Origin of the sequence: Phenylobacterium haematophilum (genome assembly GCF_014196295.1) — a bacterium.
GTDB classification, from domain to species: domain Bacteria; phylum Pseudomonadota; class Alphaproteobacteria; order Caulobacterales; family Caulobacteraceae; genus Phenylobacterium; species Phenylobacterium haematophilum.
The window spans coordinates 51,990-69,560 of the sequence record NZ_JACIDK010000007.1 but is presented as its reverse complement, the minus strand read 5'-3'; the positions used below and the strand labels follow the sequence as shown (position 1 = coordinate 69,560).

The following is a 17,571-nucleotide window of genomic DNA, read 5'->3' as shown; positions in this document are numbered from 1 at the left end:
GCGGTCGGATGGTGATGGCCGTGATGGTGCGAAACCCGGATCATTGCGACGCGGGTCTTAGACGCAAAGTGTGAAGATGGCGAGTCCGGACGACTCAGGCCGGTTCGAGCTCGACGAAGTCGCCCAGCTGGGCGGCCAGCGCCGCCTGGAAGGCCGGCCGCGCCTCGCACCGGGCCTGGTAGGCGGCCAGGTTGGGAAACTTCGCCATCAGGTCCGTGTGGCGCAGGTTGCGCAGCACCGTGACCATCATCAGGTCGCCGGCGGTGAAGCCGTCCGCCTCCAGATAGTCCTTATCGCCGAGGTTAGATGCCAGTTCGCCCAGCCGCTGCTCGACGAAGGCGACGAGACCTGGCCGCCGCAGGCGCGCCCACTCCTGATCGGCGTTGAAAAGGTCGAGCTCGGCCAGGTTCTGGATCGGCGGCTCGATCGAGTTGAGGGCGGCGAACAGCCACGTGGTCGCCCGGGCTTGGCCGCCTGCATCGGTGGGCATCAGAGCCGGCGCGCCGGCGGCGATGTGCAACACGATCGCCCCGCTCTCGAACATCGACAACTCGCCGTCGTGATAGGCGGGGACCTGGCCGAACGGTTGCAGCGCGCGATAGGCGGCGGTCTCCCGGTCGTCAAAGTCGATCAATCGAACGCGATAAGGCACGCCGGCCTCCTCCAGCGCCCAGCGGACGCGCAGGTCGCGGACCAGGCCGCGGGCGAAGGGCGGAACCCACTTGAAGGCGGAAACTTCGATCATCGTGCATCCTCCGTAGCGAGATAGGCGACAAGCTTGTCGACCAGGGACGTCCAGCCGCCGGTGTGGGAATCGCGGGCTTCGACCGTGGCGAAGGGCGCCTGGTGGAAGCGGAACAGGGTACGTCCGCCGGCCAATCGGGCGAACGTGACCGTGATGGTGTTGTCGACGTCGAAGGCGCCGTCTTCCCAGCGGAAGCTCATGACGATCTTCTCCCCGTCGACGATCTCGCTATAGGTCCCAGCCATCCAGTGCTCGGCCCCCGACGCCTCGCGGATGCCGGCCCGATAGCCGCCGCCAACCCGGAAATCCTGGTCAAACGCGACCGTGGTGAAGTCCTTGGGGCCCCACCAGCGCATCAGGTGTTCGGGAGTGGTCCAGACCTTGAAGACCAGGTCCGGCGGCGCGTCGAAGATGCGCTCGATCAGCAGTTCGTCGTCCTGAAGGACCGTGGCGTCAGTCGCGGTCATTGTCCTGTGCCTCCTTGGCCTGGAGCTCGGCGAGGTACACGTCCATCCGCTCGAAGCTGGCGTCCCAGAACCGCCGGTAATGGTCGATCCAGCCGGCGGCGTCCTTGAGCGGTCCCGCATTCAACTGGCAGGGCCGCCATTGGGCTTCGCGCGTCCGTGAGACGAGGCCGGCCTGTTCCAGCACCTTCAGATGACGGGAGACGGCCGGCAGGCTGATTGCGAACGGCTCGGCGAGATCGGAGACGGACGCCTCGCCCAGCGCGAGGCGCGCCAGGATCGCGCGCCGGGTCGGGTCGGCCAGTGCCTGGAAGGTGGTGCTGAGCGGGTCGGATGCTGTCTTCATTTAACCGACAAGTTAATTAACCGATGGGTTAAATGCAAGAGGTGAATCGGGGGCCTCTGAAAGGCGCTCTCGATCCGACTAGCCGAGCGTGGGGGTGACGTACTCCAGGCCGTCGAGCGCCGGACTGGCGTCGGCGGCGTCGAAGCCGGCCATGATCCGCGCGAAACGCCCCTGCACCAGGCCGCGCATATCCGGATGGGTGAAGATGTAGCGCTCGTCGTTCTGGACAGCCTCGAGAACCCGGCGACCGACGAACTCCGGGTCGATGCCGTTGTCGACGTTGGACTGGCCGACCACCGGGTTGTTCGGGACAGGCCCGCCGTACTGCGTCTGGCGGGTGCGGCCCGACTGGTTGATCCTGGTCTTCACAAAGCCGGGGCAGAGCACGGCGACATTGATGTTCTCGGGCGCCAGTTGGCCGGCCCAGCCCTCGGACATGCCGACCACGGCGTACTTGGTGGCGGTGTAGGGCTCCATACCCGGCACCGAGATCATCCCGGCCATCGAGGCGGTGTTGACGAAGCAGCCGCCTTCGCCGTGCGCCCGGACGTGCGGCAGGAACGCCTCCATGCCGTACACCACGCCCATCAGGTTGATCGCGACGATCCAGTCCCAGTCGGCGGGCTTCACCTCGCCGATCGGACCGCCGACGCCGACGCCGGCGTTGTTGCAGACCACATGCACCTTACCGAAGGCGTCGATCGTCGCCTGGGCGGCGGCGGCCACGGCGGCCCGATCGCCGACGTCGCAGAGCACGCTGGAGGTGCGGACCTGGCGGGCTTCAAGATCGGCGACGGCCGCCTTCAGCGGCGCCTCCTCGATGTCGGCCAGCATGACGTTCATGCCCGCGCCGCCGAAGGCGTGCGCCATGGCTAGGCCCAGGCCGCTGGCCCCGCCGGTGATGAACGCCGTCTTCCCGCTCAGGTCGCGCATTCGGGCCTCCCCCTTGTGTTGTTGTTTTAGCCCTTGAGGCGGCTCACCAGCCGCTCGGTGGACGGATCATGCACGCCGCGCGCGCCGCCTTCCAGTTCGCCGAGGATCCGGGTCGCCAGCGTCTTGCCCAGCTCCACCCCCCATTGGTCGAAGCTGTTGATCTCCCAGAGCACGCCCTCGACGAAGGTCTTGTGTTCGTAGAGCGCGATCAACGCGCCGAGCGCCTGGGGCGTCAGCCGGTCGAGCAAGATGAAGCTGGACGGCCGGTTCCCGTGGAAGGTCTTCTGCGGGGCCAGCACATCGATGGCGGCCGGGGCCATGCCCTGGGCGGTCAGTTCGGCGCGGACCTCGCTCTCGGGCTTGCCGACCATCAAGGCTTCGGCCTGCGCGATGGCGTTGGCGAGCAGCTTGGTCTGGTTGGAGGGCTCGCCCTCGCTCGCCTGGGCGACGGCGATGATGTCCAGCGGGATGATGTCGGTCCCCTGGTGCATCAGCTGGAAAAAGGCGTGCTGGACGTTGGTGCCGGCGTCGCCGAACACCGCCGCGGCGGTGCCGCGGGGGACCGGCCTGCCGTCGACCCCAGCCTGCTTGCCGTTGGACTCCATCTCCAGCTGCTGGAGGAAGTTCGGCAGCAGCCGCAGGCGCTGGGCGTAGGGCACGACCGCGCGGATCGGACGGCCAAGGCCATTGCGGTTGAAGATGTGGGCGAGCGCCAGCAGCACCGGGGCGTTGGCGGCCAGCGGCGCGGTGCGGAAGTGGTCGTCCATGGCCCGCGCGCCGGCCAGCAGTTCCTCGAACGCCTCGGGACCGAGCGCGATCACGCAGGACAGCCCGACCGCCGACCACACCGAGTAACGGCCGCCGACCCAGTCGCGGAAACCGAAGATCTGGTCGGCCGGGACGCCGAAGGCCTGGGCCGCGGAGGGCGCGGCGGAGACGGCGAGCAGGTGCGCGTCGCCGGCCTGACCGAGCGCGGCGCGCAGCCAGGCGCGGGCGACCGTGGCGTTGGCGATGGTCTCCTGGGTGGTGAAGGTCTTGGAGACCACGACCACCAGGGTGCGGGCCGGGTCGAGGCCGGCGAGCGCCAAGGCCATGTCGGCCGGATCGACGTTGGCGGCGAAGCGCAGCTCGATCTGGGGCGAAAGCGGGCGCAGCGCTTCCCAGACTAGGCGCGGGCCGAAGTCCGAGCCGCCGATGCCGATGTGGACGATGGCGCTAAAGGGCTGGCCGGTCGCGCCGCGCTTTTCGCCCGAGCGGACCGCGCGAGCGATCGCGGCCATCGCCTCACGGGTGGCGTCGACCTCGGCCGAGACCGGCTCGCCCTTGGCCTGGAAGTCCGCGCCCTTGGCGGCCCGCAGGGCCATGTGCAGGGCCGCGCGGTCCTCGGAGGGATTCACGGCCTGGCCGGCGAACTGGCGGTCGCGGGCCGCCTCGATCCCGCCAGCGCGGGCGAGAGCCAGCGCGGCCTGCGCCTCCGCCCGAGACCAGGGCTGCTTGGAGAGATCGAGCAGCAGTTGCGGCGCCTCGACGCTGAGTTTGTCCAGGCGGTCGGGCTCGGCTTTGAACAGGTCGGCGATGCGACGCTCGCGGGCGTCCTGGGCGGCGGTTTCCAGCGTGGTCCAGGCGGCGGCGAGATCGGTCATGCGGTACCCTTCGTTAGACGGTAGCGGGGCGTTTACCGTATCGCCGTTAGCAAAAGGCGCCCGGCCTGTCTTGGCCGTTTCGAGGAAGGTCCCGTCCGATGTCCTGCAGCGCCGCCGCCATGCTTTCGGCCCTCTGGCTCGCCGCCGCCCCGGCCGGCGCAGGCGCAGGCGCGACGCCGCCGCCGGTGATCGCGACCGAGCCGCTGTTCGCCGACATCGTGAAGCGGGCCGGCGCCCTGAAGGCCGAAGTCGAGGCGTTCAAGGGAAGCAACGCGCCGATCGGCGAGGCGTTCAAGACGAAGGTCGGCGAACTGGCGGCGCTGGACATGCAGGCGCACCGCAGCCTGGCCGAGCGCAATCTGGACGGCGACCTGAAGTGCATCCTGCGCGGCATTTCCGAGGACCTGCCGCTGAAGCTCAAGGCGCTCGAAGAGGCCAAGAGCACGACCGAGCGCGACACGGCGATCGCCGACATGGGCTATCTGCTCAACGACAATGTCGAGGTGATCACCGCGCCGCCGCAGGCGCCGGTTTAGCGCCTACCCCGAGTACTTGATCGTACAGCCGTAGGGCTTGCTGACCGGGGTCGACACCGCGCGGCCTGCCTTGATGTCCGACAGCGCCGCCGAAACGTAGTTGTTCGCTCCCTTGAGGCTGGCCGGATCGGCGGTCGGCTTGTCGTCGATGCCACCCATGTAGACGAGCTTGCCGGTCTTATCGACGATGTACATGTGCGGCGTGGTCTTGGCCTCGTAGGCGTGGCCCACCTGGCCCGTTGGGTCCAACAGCAGGGCGGTGGAGCCGGCGCCGTTGGTCGCCTTCCAGCCCCTGGCCTGGGCGCCCTCGAGGTAGCCCTGCTTGCCGGGCGCCGAGGAGATCAGGGTGAGCCAGACCACGCCGTCCTTGGCGGCCGACTTCTGCAGGCCCTGCATGGCGCCCGACTTGTAGTGCTTCTGGACGTAGGGACAGCCGTCGTTGGTCCATTCGAGGACCACGGTCTTGCCATTGAACTCGGAGAGCGAGCGGGTCTTGCCGTCGGCGTCCTTGGCGGTGAAGGCCGGAGCCGCCTGGCCGACGACCGGCGCAGCGTGAGCGGCGGGCGCCGCGAGCGCAATAGCGGCGGCCAAGAGGATCGAACGGCTGAGCATGGGCGCCTCCTTGCAGGTCAGCGGCCTTGCGCGTCCTTCAGAGCCCGGACGACGAGGCCTTCGGTGAGGATCTGCGGCAGGATAACGCCCTCCCCGCCCTTGGCGCCATACACGAGGTAGAGCGGAACCCCGGCGCGCCCGTGCTTGGCGAGTTCAGCCTCGATTGCTGCATCTTTTCGCGTCCAGTCCGCCTTGAGATAGACTGCCCCGGTGTCCTTGAAGGCGTCGGCGACCGCTTGGCTGGTCAGGGCGACGCGCTCGTTGACCTGACAGGTCACACACCAGGCGGCGGTGAAGTTGACGAACACCGGCTTGCCGGCCGCCTGGGCGGCGGCGAGCTTCTCGGGCGAATAGGCTTCATAGGGAACGTCGGCCTTACCGCCGCCGCCGGACGAGGCGACCGCGGCGCCGGGCTCGCCGTAGTTCGGCCAGACGGCCGCCAGCGCCGCAGCCAGCGCCAACACCCCGCCGACGGCCGCGGGCGCCACCACCGAGGCGCCGCTGGCATGGCGGCGCTGGGCCACGCCGAGCAGCCAGGCGCCCAGCGCCAGCACGATCGCAGCCATGAAGATCCGCGCCAGGGCGGTGTCGCCGGCCTGCAGGGTCAGCACCCAGACCAGCCAGGCGGCCGCGCCGTACATCGGGAAGGCCAGCAGCTTCTTGAAGCCGTCCATCCACGGGCCGGGCTTGGGCAGTCGGGCCAGCAGGCCAGGCGTGAAGGCGGCCAGGGCGAATGGCGCGGCGAAGCCGAGGCCGAGCGCAAGGAACACGGTCAGGGCGGCCGGCGCGCTCTGGGTCAGCGCCCAGCCGAGCGCGGGGGCCATGAACGGCGCCGTACACGGGGCGGCGACGACGACGGCGAGGGCTCCGGTGAAGAAGGCGCCGGCCAGGCCGCGCTTGCCGGCCAGCCCTGTGCCGACGCCCTGCAGCGACGAGCCGACCTCGAACACGCCCGAGAGGTTCAGGGCCACGGCCAGCATCAGCAGGGCCAGCCCCGCCACCACCGGCGGCGACTGCAACTGGAAGCCCCAGCCGACCGCGGCGCCGCCGGCGCGCACGGCGATCAGCACCAGCGCCAGGGCCAGGAAGGTCGCCAGCACGCCGACCAGGAAAGCCAGGCCCTGGCCCTGGGCGGCTTTGCGTTCGTGCGCGTGGCCGGCCAGCGAGGCGGCCTTCATCGCCAGGATGGGGAAGACGCAGGGCATCAGGTTGAGGATAAGCCCGCCCAGGAAGGCGAAAGCCGCGGCCAGCGGCAGGCCGAGCGAACCCGATGCGCCGCCGCTCGCCTTGGCCGGCGGGCCGAGACCCGAGGCGCCGGCCGGCAGCGCGCCCTCGGCGGCCGAGACCTCGTAGGATTTGTCGCCCACGGTCAGCACCCCGGCCATGGCGGTCGGGGTCTGCGGCTGCTGGAAGGCGTAGCCCGGCGTCAGGGTCAGGGTCAGTCCGTCAGGGCCGCGCTCGATCCCCTGCGGCTTGGCGTGGTCGATGGCCGTGGAGTCGAACGGGAAGAAGTAGGCGTCCGAAAGATCCGCGCCCTTCAACGCTTCACCGGTGATCGCCAGGGCCAGCATCGGCCCCTGCTTGGCGAAGACGGCGTTGAGGCCGGCGGGGGCCGGCGCATTAGCGAGCGTCTTGGCGATCAGTCCGCTCCACTCCGGGTTCGGCTCGGCCAGGCCTTCGGCGACGGGCAGCGACAGGGTCAGCTCGGCGTCCTCAGGAACGCAGATCTCTTCGCAGACGAGGAACGTGGCCTGGGCCTTGAGGGTGACCGTCTCGCCCGGCTTGGCGGTCGCCGGCGCGGTGATCGGCACCGGCAGCAGCACCTCGTCCTTGTAGCCGTAGTTCATCAGCGGCCCGGTCGGCTGGCGCGTCGGCGCCGGCCAGACGATCTCGCCGGCGGTCCAGCCGCTGGGCAGGGACCAGGCGATGCGGGTCGCCTCGCCGCTGTCGCCGGAATTGCGCCAGTATGTGTGCCAGCCCTTGTCGATCTTCTGGCGCAAGGCGACGTAGGTCGTCGCGCCCGGCGCGATCGACTGGTCGCGGGCCACCAGTTCAGCGACCAGATGGCCGGTGTCCACCGGCTGGGCGACCGCAGGAAGCGCCCAGACGAGGGTGAAAGCCGCCAGGAGCTTCGCAAGAAGGCGCATCATCCGGTCATCCCGCTCAGGTACGTTCCGCTATATGGCCCGCCAAGGCGCGCGCGCAAAGCGACGCTGACGTCGCGACCGGCCTATTCGGCTAGGGCCAGCCAGCGGCGCGGCCATTTCCAGCCGAGCGGCCGCACTTCGCCTGGTTTCAGCGCAAGCGACTTGACCGTGCGTGGGGCGAGCGGGCCGATGACATGCACCGGCTCCAGCCCCTTCACCGGGCTGGCGGCGACGCCGCCGATCAGCATGGCGCGGTCGATCGCGGTCCATTCGGCCTTGTTGCGATCCTCGTGGCCGACCGCGAAGAAGTGGCGCACGGGCGCAGCCTCCCCCGCCAGTTCGATCATCACTCCGATCAGCCACCCGTTCGACATGTCCGCCTCATAGGCTCCCGCGCCCGCTCACAAAAGCTCGACTTGTCATCGTCAGGCGCGATGATCGGCGAATCAGCGTTTTTCCTGAATTGGAGTGCGTACCGTGCCTGCGTCGTTCGATGACATCGAAATGGGTCAGGTGGTTTCGTTGGGAGAGATCCCGGTCGAGCCCGCCGCGCTCGAAGCCTTCATCGCCGCCTTCGCGCCGGGCTGGCCGACTGAACGCGGCGCGCCGGACGCCATGGTCTATGCGCTGTGGTGCCGGCTCGACGCCGCCTCGGTCCTGGAGTGGCCGCAGACCAAGCGCCTGGGCGTCGACGCCCTGCGTTGGGCGCGCAATCCGCCGGCGGGCGAGGTGCTGCGCGGTCGCATGACGGTCATGGGCAAGGACCCGGTCGGCGAAGGCAAAGGCATCATCATCGCTCAGCACGACCTGCTCGACGAAGCTGGGCGGCTGGTCTTCTCCTGCCTGACCCGCAGCGTCTTCGCCCGCTAGGCAAACGAAAAACGGCGGGCCTCGCGACCCGCCGTCCCGAAATTTCCCTTCGCCTGCGCCTTAGGCGTTGGCGGGCGCCGGAACCTGCGGCGCGCGGGCCATGGCCAGTGCGATCAGGCGGTCCCAACCGGCCAGCGAGACCAGGTGAGCGTAGATCTGGGCCAGGGCGCCGTTGTCACGCAGCTCGATGAACTTGTCGTGCGGCAGGGCGTTCAGCTTCTCTTCCGAAACGCCGAAGTACTCGGCGATGGTCTGGGGCTCGCCGGCGCTGCCGTCCGGGTTGGTCGGGGTGAACACCGCCTTCTTGGTCTCGAACAGGTCCAGGCCCTTGAGCAGTTCGACAAAGCTCTGGGTGCGCTGGCGCTCCATCTCGTAGTCGTTGCAGAAGTTGATGCAGTTCTGCGTGTACTCGGTGGGCTTGCCGTCGGCGTCGAAGAACAGCATGTCGGCTTCGGCCTTATCGACGATGAACTCGGCCGAGCGGTCGATGCAGAGCACCATCTGGCCGGCGTTGTTGTCGGTGGCGAACACGAAGGGATAGCGGCGGATGTAGGCCGGGACGTAGACGCCCGGCTCGAACAGGCCGTTTTCCTGCAGGAACATGTTCTGGCCGAGGTTCAGGCCCATGACCGCCAGCGGGATCTTGTCGTCGCCGACGAAGATGATCGGACCGCACAGCGACGAGACGCCGAACTCGGTCACTGTCAGCGGAACCGCATGGCCTTCCTTGGCGAAGTTGAACGGGCCCGGCAGGCTCTTCACGCCCAGACCGCTGTGCAGGTCGATGGAGAGCGGTTCCGGCTTCGAATAGAAAAGCACGTTGCCGGTGATCTGACCCATGCCGGTCGGGGTTTCGTTCGCCATGAAATACCTTCGATGATCCTGGGCGATGATAGGGCTGCGCGAGCGGACGGTTTCTTGATGCGCCGTCTCGAGCGAAGTCGCCGCTTCTACCTGATCGGGCAGGCGCCCGCAAACGTGCACGCAGCCTGCTTGCCTCCGCCGAGGCGAACCGCTTCAATTCGCCTCATTCGATAAGGCCGCCAAGGCCACATACCGGAGGATATATTTTGCCGATCTTTTATCCCGACATTCTCGACCAGAAGACTGCGCCGCGGACTTTTTCCTACGGCGACAAGGACGTCATGCTCTACGCCCTGGGCGTCGGCATGGGCCGCGACCAGATGAACGAGACGGAGCTGGCCTTCGTCTATGAAAAGAACCTCAAGGTGATTCCGACCGCCGCGACCGTGCTGGCCTCCAGCATGCGCGGCACGGCGGGCCCGGCTCCCGAGATGCCGGCCGGCCACCGCCCCAGCCAGATCAACTTCCTGATGGTCGTGCACGGCGAGCAGAAGGTCGAACTGCACAAGCCGCTCAGCGCTTCGGGCACCTACACGGCCCAGGGCCGCACCGTCGGCGCCTATGACAAGGGCCCCGGCAAGGGCGCTGTGATCATCAACGAGACCGTCTGGACCGACGAAAAGGGCGAGAAGGTCGCCACCCTGACCAGCTCCACCTTCGCCCGCGGCGACGGCGGCTTCGGCGGCCCGTCGGAAGGCGCCCCCGAGCCGCACGTGGTGCCGACCCGCGCGCCGGACATCTCGGTCGACTTCGACACCCGCGACGACCAGGCCCTGCTCTATCGTCTGAACGGCGACCGCAACCCGCTGCACTCCGATCCGGAAGTCGCCAAGAAAGCCGGCTTCGACAAGCCGATCCTGCATGGCCTGTGCACCTACGGAATCACCTGCCGCGCGATCCTGCAGGAGGTCGTCAACTTCGACCCCGACCAGATCTATTCGCACCAGGCCCGCTTCTCGGCCCCGGTCATCCCCGGCGACACCATCACCGTGGACATCTGGAAGGACGGCAAGAACATCTCGTTCGAGGCGCGTGTGAAGGCGCGTAACGCCACCGTCATCAAGAACGGCCTGACCGTCCTGCGGTAGCCCGTCCGCCTCCGGAACGGTTCCCAAGGCTTGGGAGCCGTTCTAGAGAGGCGCCTATGATCCGTAGCTTCAGCATTGTCGCCGGCATAGCCATGGCCGCCGGCCTCGCTGCCTGCGCAGCCACCACGCCGCTTGAGGCGCCGCCCGCGGGCGAAAGCCTGGCGCCGGCCCCGCTCAATCCGCTGCCCACCGATCTGACCGGCTATCTCGCCCAGAGCGACCTCGATGGCGCGGCCCTGCTCGGCCCGCCGCCGGCGCCGGAGAGCCTGATCGGCCAGGCGGACCGCGCCCGCTACGAAGAGACCCGCGCCCTGGCCGGCTCCCCGCGCTGGAAGCAGGCGGTTGTCGAGAACGACCTGTGGGGCGGCGGCGCTCTGAAGCAGTACGCCTGCAAGCTGGGCGTGTCGATCGACGAAAAGCAGACCCCGACCGCGCTGAAGATCATGCACCGCGTCGAGCTCGACGTGCGCACCATCGGCAAGCCGGCCAAGGACCACTACGATCGCCCGCGCCCGATGATCGGCGACGACAAGCCAATCTGCATCCCGCGCGAGGACTGGATGAAGACCAACGCCTCCTATCCGTCGGGCCACTCGATGACCGGCTGGGCCTGGGGGCTGATCCTGGCCGAGCTGGCCCCGGCCAAGGCCGACGACATGCTGGGCGTCGGCAAGCAGATCGGCGAGAGCCGGATCATCTGCGGCGTGCACTACGCCAGCGACATCGAGGCCGGCCGCACCCTGGCCAGCGCCATGGTCGCGCGGCTGCACGGCGACCCGCAGTTCCAGGCCGACATGAAGAAGGCCCGCAGCGAGATCGCCCGCGCCAAGACCGCGCCGAGCGGCTGCGCCGCCTAGGGGCGCACCGCCCGGTAGAGGACGGTCGGACGCATGGGGTCGTCCTCGGCATGGCCCGGACCGGGGAAGCCGCTCAGCTGCGCGTCGTAGGCCATGCCGAGCCGCTCCATCACCGCGCGTGAGCGCAGGTTGATGGCCGCGGTGATGGCGTCGATCTCCGGCAGATCCAGGCGCGTGAAGCCGTCATCGAGGACCGCGCGGGCGGCCTCGGTCGCGTAGCCGTGGCCCCACGCCTGGCGGCTGAGCCGCCAGCCCATGTCGATGAAAGGCGGGACCGGCAGTTCCTCCAACGAGGGCATCAATCCGCAGGATCCGATGAAGGCCCCGTCCGAGCGCCGCTCGATGGCGTAGCGGCCCATGCCGAGCCGGGCGAAGGCGTCGTGGGCGCGGTCCATGTAGGCGCGAGCCCGCTCGCGGGTGAGGGCCCCGCCCAGCCAGCGCATAACCTCCTCGTCGCGCGACATCGCCGCGAACGGCTCGAGGTCCTCCTGGCGCCACTGGCGCAGGATCAGGCGTTCGGTCTCCAGCCTCACCGGCGCGCCACGTAAACGACGTGACGGTTCAGCGGATGGTCGGGCGCCAGGTTCGGGTGATCGAAGTCGCGGGCCGGATCGGCGACCATGCCGATCTTCCGCATGACCCCCTGCGAGGCCAGGTTGGTGTCGGCGGTGAAGGCCAGAAACTCGTCCCGGTCGAGGTTGGCGAACCCCCAGGCCAGAGCCGCCTTCGCCGCCTCGCTGCCGTAGCCCTGCCCCCAGGCCTGCGGGATGAAACGCCACTCGACCTCGATGGCCGGGCCGACCGGCAGCGCCTCGTTGACGCTCGCCAGACCGGTCATGCCGATCAGCCGGCCGTCGGACCTGCGCTCCACCGCCCAGGGGCCCCAGCCGTGCTCGGCGATGTGGGCGTTGAACCGGTCGAGCAGGACGTCGCTGCCGGCCCGGTCGAGCGTGCCGCCCAGCCACGCGCCGACCTGCGGATCGCCGTTCAGGGCGGCGAAATCCGATCGGTCCTCTTCGCGGTAGTCCCGAAGGATCAGGCGGTCGGTCTGGATCATGCGAACGAGGTTACATGATCCAGGCTTGGCTTAGCTAGACGGGGCGCTGGCCGGTCAGGGCGCCGTAGAGATCGGTGCGGCGGTCGCGGAAGAAGCCCCAGGCGGCGCGGTGGGTGGCCAGGAAGTCCAGGTCGAATGTCGCCTGGACGATCCCTTCCTCCGAGCCCAGCTCCGAGACCAGGTCGCCGCGATGATCGGCGATGAAGGACGAGCCGTAGAAGGCCTGGCCGCCGGTCGGATAGCCGTCCCAGGGCTCGAAGCCGATGCGGTTGGCGCCGACCACCGGGATCACGTTGGAAACGGCATGGCCCTGCATCGCCCGCCGCCAGGGCAGCGCAGTGTCGAGGGTGGGATCATGCGGCTCTGAGCCGATGGCCGTCGGATAGAGCAGGATCTCGGCGCCCAGCAGGGCCATGGCGCGGGCACATTCAGGGTACCACTGGTCCCAGCAGATGCCGACGCCCAGGCGGCCGAACTTGGTGTCCCAGACCTTGAAGCCGGTGTCGCCGGGGCGGAAGTAGTACTTCTCTTGGTAGCCGGGACCGTCGGGGATGTGGCTCTTGCGATAGAGCCCCATCAGCGAGCCGTCGGCGTCGACCATCACCAGGCTGTTGAAGTAGTGCGGCCCTTCGCGCTCGAAGATCGAGATCGGGATCACCACGCCCAGTTCGGCCGCCAGCGGCGCCAGGGCCAGCACGGCCGGATGCTCGCGCCACGGATAGGCCTGGGCGAACCAGTGCTCCTCCTGGGTGACGCAGAAGTACGGCCCCTGGAACAGCTCCGAGGGCAGGATCGCCTGGGCGCCCTTGGCCGCCGCTTCACGAATGAAGGCCTCGGTCTTCTTGATGTTGGCCGCCATGTCCATGCCGTAGCTGGTCTGGATCGCGGCGACGTTGATCGTGCGGGCCATCAGGCGGGCTCCTGTTGGGTGATGCAGTGGAAGGAACCGCCGCCCGTGAGGACGGCCGTGGACGGCAGGCCGATGACCTTTCGGTCGGGGAAGACGCTTTCCAGCGCCTGCAGCGCCAGGTCGGCGGCCTGGCCCTCGCCGTAGGTCGGCATGATCACCGCGCTGTTGGCGATGATGAAGTTCATGTGGCTGGCCGGCGCGGCCCTGCCATCGACGCCCTCGATCCAGCCGGGCGAAGGAACGCGGACGACCTTCAGCTTGCGGCCCTGGGCGTCGGCAGCCTCCGCCAGGCGGCGGGCGGCGTCGTCATAGGCCTCAAGGTTCACGTCGCCGCGGCCGAAGCCGATCGGGCAGACCGCGACGCCGGGGGCGACGAAGCGCGCGAGATTGTCGACGTGGCCGTCGGTGTGGTCGTTGGCCAGGCCCTCGCCCAGCCAGATGGTCTTGGTCGCACCAAAGGCCGTGGCGAACGCCGCCTCGGCCGCAGACTGCGTCCAGCCGGGGTTGCGGTTGGGATTGAGCACGCACTGGCCGGTGGTCAGCACCGTGCCGGCGCCGTCGTGATCGACTGCGCCGCCTTCGAGGATGAACTCGTGCTGGTTCAGCATCACGCCCGCCGCCGCGGCGATCTGGCCGGCGACCTCGTCGTCGTACGGGAAGTCGTACTTGCCGCCCCAGCCGTTGAAGCGGAAACCCTGGGCGACGTCGGCGCCGTCCTTCTTGGCGAAGATCGGCCCGGTGTCGCGCAGCCAGACGTCGCCGAAGCGGCCGGGCACGATCTCGATCCCGGCGACGTCGCCGAGCATCCGGCGGGCGGCGGCCTCGCCCTCGTCGCTGCCGGTCATCAAGCGCACGCGTTCGCCGCCCGGGCCGGCCAGGGCGCGGGCGAGCGCGGCGACCTCCTGCTGGGCGTCGGCGAGGTATTCCTCCCAGAGGCCCTCGTCATGGCTGGGAAAGCCCAGCCACATGGCGCGGTGCGGAGCCCATTCGGCGGGAACGAGAGCGGTCATGGCTGCCTTCATCTAGTGAACGCGCGCAGATGGGCGGACGCGGCCCCCCCGTCAAGCGTCGCATAGAAAAAGGCGGCCCGTCGCCGAGCCGCCCCTTCCGATCTGACTCTGAGCCCGAGGGCTTAGAACTTGTACTTCGCGCCGATCTTGATCTGCCACAGCGAGTTCTCGCTGCGCAGGAACGGCTTCACCGGCTGCTGGAAGGCGCCGTTAACGCCCGTGCCCGAGTAGGTGTAGGTCGCGCCCGGAGCCGCGCAGGCGCCGACCGCGCCCGTGCCGCACTGGACGTTCACCACCGGCACGCCGCGGTAGAAGTCGTACTGCTCGACGATGCCCCACTCGTCGTTGAGCAGGTTCCCAAGGTTCTCGATGTCCATGTAGACCTCGAGCTTGGCGCCGTTCGGGAAGAAGGCCGGCAGTTCCTGGCTGATGCGCAGGTCGACCGTGGTCACGTCCGGGTTGGTGAACGAGTTCCGCGGCACGATCTTGCCCGCATAGCCGATCAAGCCGGACTGCTGCAGGAAGGCGTTGAACGCCGCCACGTCGAAGCCGGCCGCATAGCGGACGCGCGGGTCCGAGGTCGCAGTGACGTTGCCGCCCACCGCCGCCGGCACGTAGAGCAGAGCGTTCGACGAAGCCTGGCGGCCCGAGAAGCTCGAAACCGAGTTGCCGAAGTCGTTGTCGAAGCCGCTCGTGGCGCTGTTGGCGAAGGTGTAGCTGAACGGCAGCCCGGTGCGGCTTTGCGCGAACATGCGGAACGAAGTCTCATAGTCGCCGAAGAACTTGCGGGCGTAGGAGACATCGAACGCAAAGCGCTCGCGGATCTCGTAGTCCGACGTCGCCGCCGGCGGGTTCTGGACATTGGACGAGGCGAACCGCGTGTAGCTCGACTGGGCGATCGAACTGGTCATCGGGTTCGCGTCGGTGGCTTCGGTGTGGGTGTAGATGAACTTGCCGCCCAGACCTTCCAGGAAGCCTTCGTTCCACGCCTTGGCGATGGTGATCGCGTAGGATTCCGAGCCGCCCTTGTCGGTGTTGGCCAGCATCATGTCGTACGAGTTGCCGGTCAGGTCGCCCGTGGTCGTACGGCCGTAGACCGGACGGCCGTCCGGCGCGACGCCGATCTGCTGAGCGCGCAGGTCAGTCCAGTACAGGGCGTTCTGGTTCGACATCCGCACGTAGTCGGCCTGGACCAGCCAGCCGTCGCCGAAGCGGCCGAGATCGAACTCGTAGCCGACCGACAGGTTGCCCTTCCAGGTCACCGGGATCTGGAACGACGGGCTGACGACGTTGGTGTTGCCGCCGCGCGGCGTGAACGTACAGCCGGCCGGGGCTTTCGTGATGTCGACGTTGGTCAGCACCGCGCCAGCGCAGTTGGCGTTGGTCTGGTTGACGCCGTTGTTCGAGAAGGCGTTCGACACCCAGACGTTCAGACCGGTCGACGAGAAGCCGCCGAAACCGCCCGACACCCGCAGGCGGTCGGTCGGGGCCCAGTTGAACGACACCCGCGGCAGCACGACGTACTTGCCGTCGAGGTTCTGCTGGTTCGAGAAGCCGTTCCGCGAAGCGAACGCCGAGTTGTAGGTCGGCATGTCGTCCATCGAGTACGAGTCGATGCGGAAGCCGGCCAGCACGTCGAGGTTCGGCAGGATCTGGATGCGATCCTCAGCGTAGGCGCTGGTCAGGCGATAGCCGAAGGTAGCCGCGCCGAGGCGCGCGGTGCCCAGGGCGGCCGGCACCGTGCCGCCGTTCGGATCGACGCCGCCCGTCAGGGTGAAGCCAGAGGCGATCTTGTTCAGGTAGTTGGCGTAGCTGGAGAAGGTGTACGAACCGAGCGAGTTCGACACGAAGACGTTGAACACGTCGTCCTGCTCGGTCCGCAGACCGACCATGAAGTCATGGATGCCGTAGTGGTAGCGGGCGATCGCCTCGAAGGTGTCGACCTTCACGTTCAGATAGTTGTCGTGACGGTTGATGTCGGCGCCATAGCGGAACTGGGCGTTGCCCGCGCCTTGCAGCACGCCCGGCATGTCGTTCACGGTGACGTCGACCTGGCCGACGCTCAGGCCGCCGAGCGGCAGCTGCTGGGTGTCGGTTTCCTTGCGCGAGTAACGCAGCTCGGTTGAGAAGGCGTCCGTCCACTGCGAGTTCAGTTGGGCGGTGTAGACCGTCAGCTCCTCGATCTTGTTGTAGTCGTTGGTCTCCAGGCCGATCCGCGGCTGGGTGACGCTGTTGCCCTGGGCGAAGGTCGAGGTGACCGAACCGTTCAGCGAGTTGCCGACGGTGTTCTGCCAGGTGAATTCGGCGCGGTGGTTGTCGGTGATGTTCCAGTCCAGCTTGACGAGCTTCTTCTCGTCCTCGACCGGGAAGGCGCCCGACAGGAAGTTGCCCGGATCGTAGCCGTAGATGCGCTTGGTGTCGGCCTGGAACTGGTCGACGGCCTGAGTGGTGATGCGCGGAATGATCACCGAGGCGCCCGAGCCGGTCGGGCCCTCGTCGAAGCCCAGCTCGCCGTCGAACTTCTCGTAGGCGGCGAAGAAGAACAGGGTGTCCTTGATGATCGGACCGCCCAGGGTGAAGCCCCAGGTCTTTTCCTCGAAGGCCGAGCCGGCCGGCTGGCCGCGCACGGTGTCGCCTTGGAAATCGCGGCCGGACTTTTCACCGAACAGCGAGCCCGAGAAGTCGTTGCCGCCCGACTTCAGGACGGCGTTGATCTGGCCGCCGGTGAAGCCGTTGTTGATGGGGCTGTAGGGGGCGATGGAGACGTTGACCGCGCCGACCGCGTCCAGCGGGAAGGGCGAGCGCTGGGTCGGATAGCCGTTGTTGTTCAGGCCGAAGTCGTCGTTCTGGCGGACGCCGTTGACCGTCAGCTGATTGAAGCGGGTGTTGGTGCCGGCGAACGACAGCGCGTCCTGGTTCGAGACATCGATGGTCGCGAACGGGTCGAGACGCGCGAAGTCCTTGATGTCGCGGCTGATCGACGGCAGCGATTCGATCGCGGCGGCCGAGAAGTTCGTCGACGGGCCGCCCTGGCTCGGCGCGGCCAGCGCGCCGGTGACCACCAGTTCTTCGACCGCAGCGGAACCCGCGCGGAACATGTCGAGGCGGACGTTGGCGGGATCGCCGACGCCGACGTTCTGCAGGGTCGCCTGGGTCCGCTCGAAGTCCGTCGCGGTGGCGACGATGCGGTACGGGCCGCCGACGCGCAGGCCGCGGGCCGAGAAATAGCCATCCGCGCCGGTGACCGACGTCGAGGTCGCGCCGGTCGGGACATGAGTCACCGTGACCGTCGCGCCGGCCACGCCCGCGCCGTTTTCGTCCGTAACCTGACCACGCACCGAGCCGGTGGTTTCCTGCGCGTACACCGCGCTGGACATGGCGCACACGAGCGCGGTCAGCGCCGCGCCGCCGGCGAGCCTATTCATCATTCGCATTGAGATCCCCTAATCCGTCGGGAATGGGATGAACGCAGGGTCCAGGCCCCCCACT

General features: G+C 68.4%; 18 protein-coding genes. 4 read left to right on the top strand and 14 right to left on the bottom strand.

Features of this window, described 5'->3' with window-relative positions:
• Positions 1 to 94: 94 nt before the first annotated feature.
• From GGQ61_RS18960 to pgi, 5 genes are all read right to left on the bottom strand, one after another.
• Positions 95 to 745, bottom strand: coding sequence for a glutathione S-transferase family protein (locus GGQ61_RS18960; protein WP_183776292.1), 651 nt, complete (start codon positions 743 to 745; stop codon positions 95 to 97).
• Positions 742 to 1,212, bottom strand: coding sequence for an SRPBCC family protein (locus GGQ61_RS18955; RefSeq protein ID WP_183776290.1), 471 nt, complete (start codon positions 1,210 to 1,212; stop codon positions 742 to 744). Before GGQ61_RS18955 ends, GGQ61_RS18960 begins: the two co-directional genes overlap by 4 nt.
• Positions 1,199 to 1,555, bottom strand: coding sequence for an ArsR/SmtB family transcription factor (locus GGQ61_RS18950; protein WP_183776288.1), 357 nt, complete (start codon positions 1,553 to 1,555; stop codon positions 1,199 to 1,201). The genes GGQ61_RS18955 and GGQ61_RS18950 overlap by 14 nt, the downstream gene beginning before the upstream one ends.
• Before the next feature lie 78 nt (positions 1,556 to 1,633).
• Positions 1,634 to 2,488 carry an SDR family NAD(P)-dependent oxidoreductase gene (locus tag GGQ61_RS18945; RefSeq protein WP_183776286.1) on the bottom strand — a complete coding sequence of 285 codons (855 nt, stop codon included), beginning with the start codon at positions 2,486 to 2,488 and terminating at the stop codon, positions 1,634 to 1,636.
• Between the two features lie 26 nt (positions 2,489 to 2,514).
• Positions 2,515 to 4,131, bottom strand: coding sequence for a glucose-6-phosphate isomerase (pgi, locus tag GGQ61_RS18940; RefSeq protein WP_183776279.1), 1,617 nt, complete (start codon positions 4,129 to 4,131; stop codon positions 2,515 to 2,517).
• Positions 4,132 to 4,229: 98 nt separating this feature from the next.
• Between pgi and GGQ61_RS18935 the strand changes: the two genes are divergently transcribed.
• Positions 4,230 to 4,667 (top strand): hypothetical protein, encoded by a 438-nt coding sequence (locus tag GGQ61_RS18935; protein ID WP_183776273.1) that lies wholly within the window; start codon positions 4,230 to 4,232, stop codon positions 4,665 to 4,667.
• 3 nt (positions 4,668 to 4,670) lie between these two features.
• Here GGQ61_RS18935 and GGQ61_RS18930 read toward each other — a convergent pair whose 3' ends face one another.
• The 3 genes from GGQ61_RS18930 to GGQ61_RS18920 form a co-directional block, all read right to left on the bottom strand.
• Positions 4,671 to 5,279, bottom strand: a complete 609-nt coding sequence (locus GGQ61_RS18930) for a thioredoxin family protein (RefSeq protein WP_183776272.1) — start codon at positions 5,277 to 5,279, stop codon at positions 4,671 to 4,673.
• 17 nt (positions 5,280 to 5,296) lie between these two features.
• Positions 5,297 to 7,429, bottom strand: coding sequence for a protein-disulfide reductase DsbD family protein (locus tag GGQ61_RS18925; RefSeq protein WP_183776271.1), 2,133 nt, complete (start codon positions 7,427 to 7,429; stop codon positions 5,297 to 5,299).
• A gap of 80 nt (positions 7,430 to 7,509) precedes the next feature.
• Entirely contained in the window at positions 7,510 to 7,800 is a 291-nt protein-coding gene (locus tag GGQ61_RS18920; protein ID WP_183776264.1) for a hypothetical protein, read from the bottom strand.
• A 103-nt stretch (positions 7,801 to 7,903) separates the two neighbouring features.
• Here GGQ61_RS18920 and GGQ61_RS18915 point away from each other — a divergent pair, with 103 nt between their 5' ends.
• On the top strand, positions 7,904 to 8,296 hold the full coding sequence (locus GGQ61_RS18915; RefSeq protein WP_183776262.1) for an acyl dehydratase: 393 nt from the start codon (positions 7,904 to 7,906) through the stop codon (positions 8,294 to 8,296).
• Between the two features lie 60 nt (positions 8,297 to 8,356).
• Here the strand turns inward: GGQ61_RS18915 and GGQ61_RS18910 are convergent, their stop codons facing one another.
• On the bottom strand, positions 8,357 to 9,160 hold the full coding sequence (locus GGQ61_RS18910) for a SapC family protein (RefSeq protein WP_183776260.1): 804 nt from the start codon (positions 9,158 to 9,160) through the stop codon (positions 8,357 to 8,359).
• Between the two features lie 206 nt (positions 9,161 to 9,366).
• Here GGQ61_RS18910 and GGQ61_RS18905 point away from each other — a divergent pair, with 206 nt between their 5' ends.
• Together GGQ61_RS18905 and GGQ61_RS18900 are read left to right on the top strand one after the other, a co-directional pair.
• Entirely contained in the window at positions 9,367 to 10,248 is an 882-nt protein-coding gene (locus GGQ61_RS18905; RefSeq protein ID WP_183776258.1) for a MaoC/PaaZ C-terminal domain-containing protein, read from the top strand.
• Between the two features lie 56 nt (positions 10,249 to 10,304).
• Positions 10,305 to 11,105 (top strand): acid phosphatase, encoded by an 801-nt coding sequence (locus GGQ61_RS18900; RefSeq protein ID WP_183776256.1) that lies wholly within the window; start codon positions 10,305 to 10,307, stop codon positions 11,103 to 11,105.
• Here GGQ61_RS18900 and GGQ61_RS18895 read toward each other — a convergent pair.
• The 5 genes from GGQ61_RS18895 to GGQ61_RS18875 form a co-directional block, all read right to left on the bottom strand.
• Positions 11,102 to 11,638, bottom strand: coding sequence for a GNAT family N-acetyltransferase (locus GGQ61_RS18895; protein ID WP_183776254.1), 537 nt, complete (start codon positions 11,636 to 11,638; stop codon positions 11,102 to 11,104). The two genes, GGQ61_RS18900 and GGQ61_RS18895, sit on opposite strands and share 4 nt — an antisense overlap.
• Positions 11,635 to 12,162, bottom strand: a complete 528-nt coding sequence (locus GGQ61_RS18890; protein WP_183776252.1) for a GNAT family N-acetyltransferase — start codon at positions 12,160 to 12,162, stop codon at positions 11,635 to 11,637. Before GGQ61_RS18890 ends, GGQ61_RS18895 begins: the two co-directional genes overlap by 4 nt.
• A gap of 34 nt (positions 12,163 to 12,196) precedes the next feature.
• Positions 12,197 to 13,072, bottom strand: coding sequence for an N-carbamoylputrescine amidase (aguB, locus tag GGQ61_RS18885; RefSeq protein ID WP_183776251.1), 876 nt, complete (start codon positions 13,070 to 13,072; stop codon positions 12,197 to 12,199).
• A complete protein-coding gene (locus GGQ61_RS18880) occupies positions 13,072 to 14,082 on the bottom strand; it encodes an agmatine deiminase family protein (protein ID WP_183776249.1) in 1,011 nt (336 codons plus the stop codon). Before GGQ61_RS18880 ends, aguB begins: the two co-directional genes overlap by 1 nt.
• 122 nt (positions 14,083 to 14,204) lie before the next feature.
• On the bottom strand, positions 14,205 to 17,510 hold the full coding sequence (locus tag GGQ61_RS18875) for a TonB-dependent receptor (protein WP_221221140.1): 3,306 nt from the start codon (positions 17,508 to 17,510) through the stop codon (positions 14,205 to 14,207).
• Positions 17,511 to 17,571 lie beyond the last annotated feature (61 nt).

What these genes read in the sequence shown, in the direction of transcription:
- GGQ61_RS18960 (WP_183776292.1), bottom strand. Translation starts at nt 745, where the DNA reads ATGATCGAAGTTTCCGCCTTCAAGTGGGTTCCGCCCTTCGCCCGCGGC.
- GGQ61_RS18955 (WP_183776290.1), bottom strand. Translation starts at nt 1,212, where the DNA reads ATGACCGCGACTGACGCCACGGTCCTTCAGGACGACGAACTGCTGATC.
- GGQ61_RS18950 (WP_183776288.1), bottom strand. Translation starts at nt 1,555, where the DNA reads ATGAAGACAGCATCCGACCCGCTCAGCACCACCTTCCAGGCACTGGCC.
- GGQ61_RS18945 (WP_183776286.1), bottom strand. Translation starts at nt 2,488, where the DNA reads ATGCGCGACCTGAGCGGGAAGACGGCGTTCATCACCGGCGGGGCCAGC.
- pgi (WP_183776279.1), bottom strand. Translation starts at nt 4,131, where the DNA reads ATGACCGATCTCGCCGCCGCCTGGACCACGCTGGAAACCGCCGCCCAG.
- GGQ61_RS18935 (WP_183776273.1), top strand. Translation starts at nt 4,230, where the DNA reads ATGTCCTGCAGCGCCGCCGCCATGCTTTCGGCCCTCTGGCTCGCCGCC.
- GGQ61_RS18930 (WP_183776272.1), bottom strand. Translation starts at nt 5,279, where the DNA reads ATGCTCAGCCGTTCGATCCTCTTGGCCGCCGCTATTGCGCTCGCGGCG.
- GGQ61_RS18925 (WP_183776271.1), bottom strand. Translation starts at nt 7,429, where the DNA reads ATGATGCGCCTTCTTGCGAAGCTCCTGGCGGCTTTCACCCTCGTCTGG.
- GGQ61_RS18920 (WP_183776264.1), bottom strand. Translation starts at nt 7,800, where the DNA reads ATGTCGAACGGGTGGCTGATCGGAGTGATGATCGAACTGGCGGGGGAG.
- GGQ61_RS18910 (WP_183776260.1), bottom strand. Translation starts at nt 9,160, where the DNA reads ATGGCGAACGAAACCCCGACCGGCATGGGTCAGATCACCGGCAACGTG.
- GGQ61_RS18900 (WP_183776256.1), top strand. Translation starts at nt 10,305, where the DNA reads ATGATCCGTAGCTTCAGCATTGTCGCCGGCATAGCCATGGCCGCCGGC.
- GGQ61_RS18890 (WP_183776252.1), bottom strand. Translation starts at nt 12,162, where the DNA reads ATGATCCAGACCGACCGCCTGATCCTTCGGGACTACCGCGAAGAGGAC.
- aguB (WP_183776251.1), bottom strand. Translation starts at nt 13,072, where the DNA reads ATGGCCCGCACGATCAACGTCGCCGCGATCCAGACCAGCTACGGCATG.
- GGQ61_RS18880 (WP_183776249.1), bottom strand. Translation starts at nt 14,082, where the DNA reads ATGACCGCTCTCGTTCCCGCCGAATGGGCTCCGCACCGCGCCATGTGG.
- GGQ61_RS18875 (WP_221221140.1), bottom strand. Translation starts at nt 17,510, where the DNA reads ATGATGAATAGGCTCGCCGGCGGCGCGGCGCTGACCGCGCTCGTGTGC.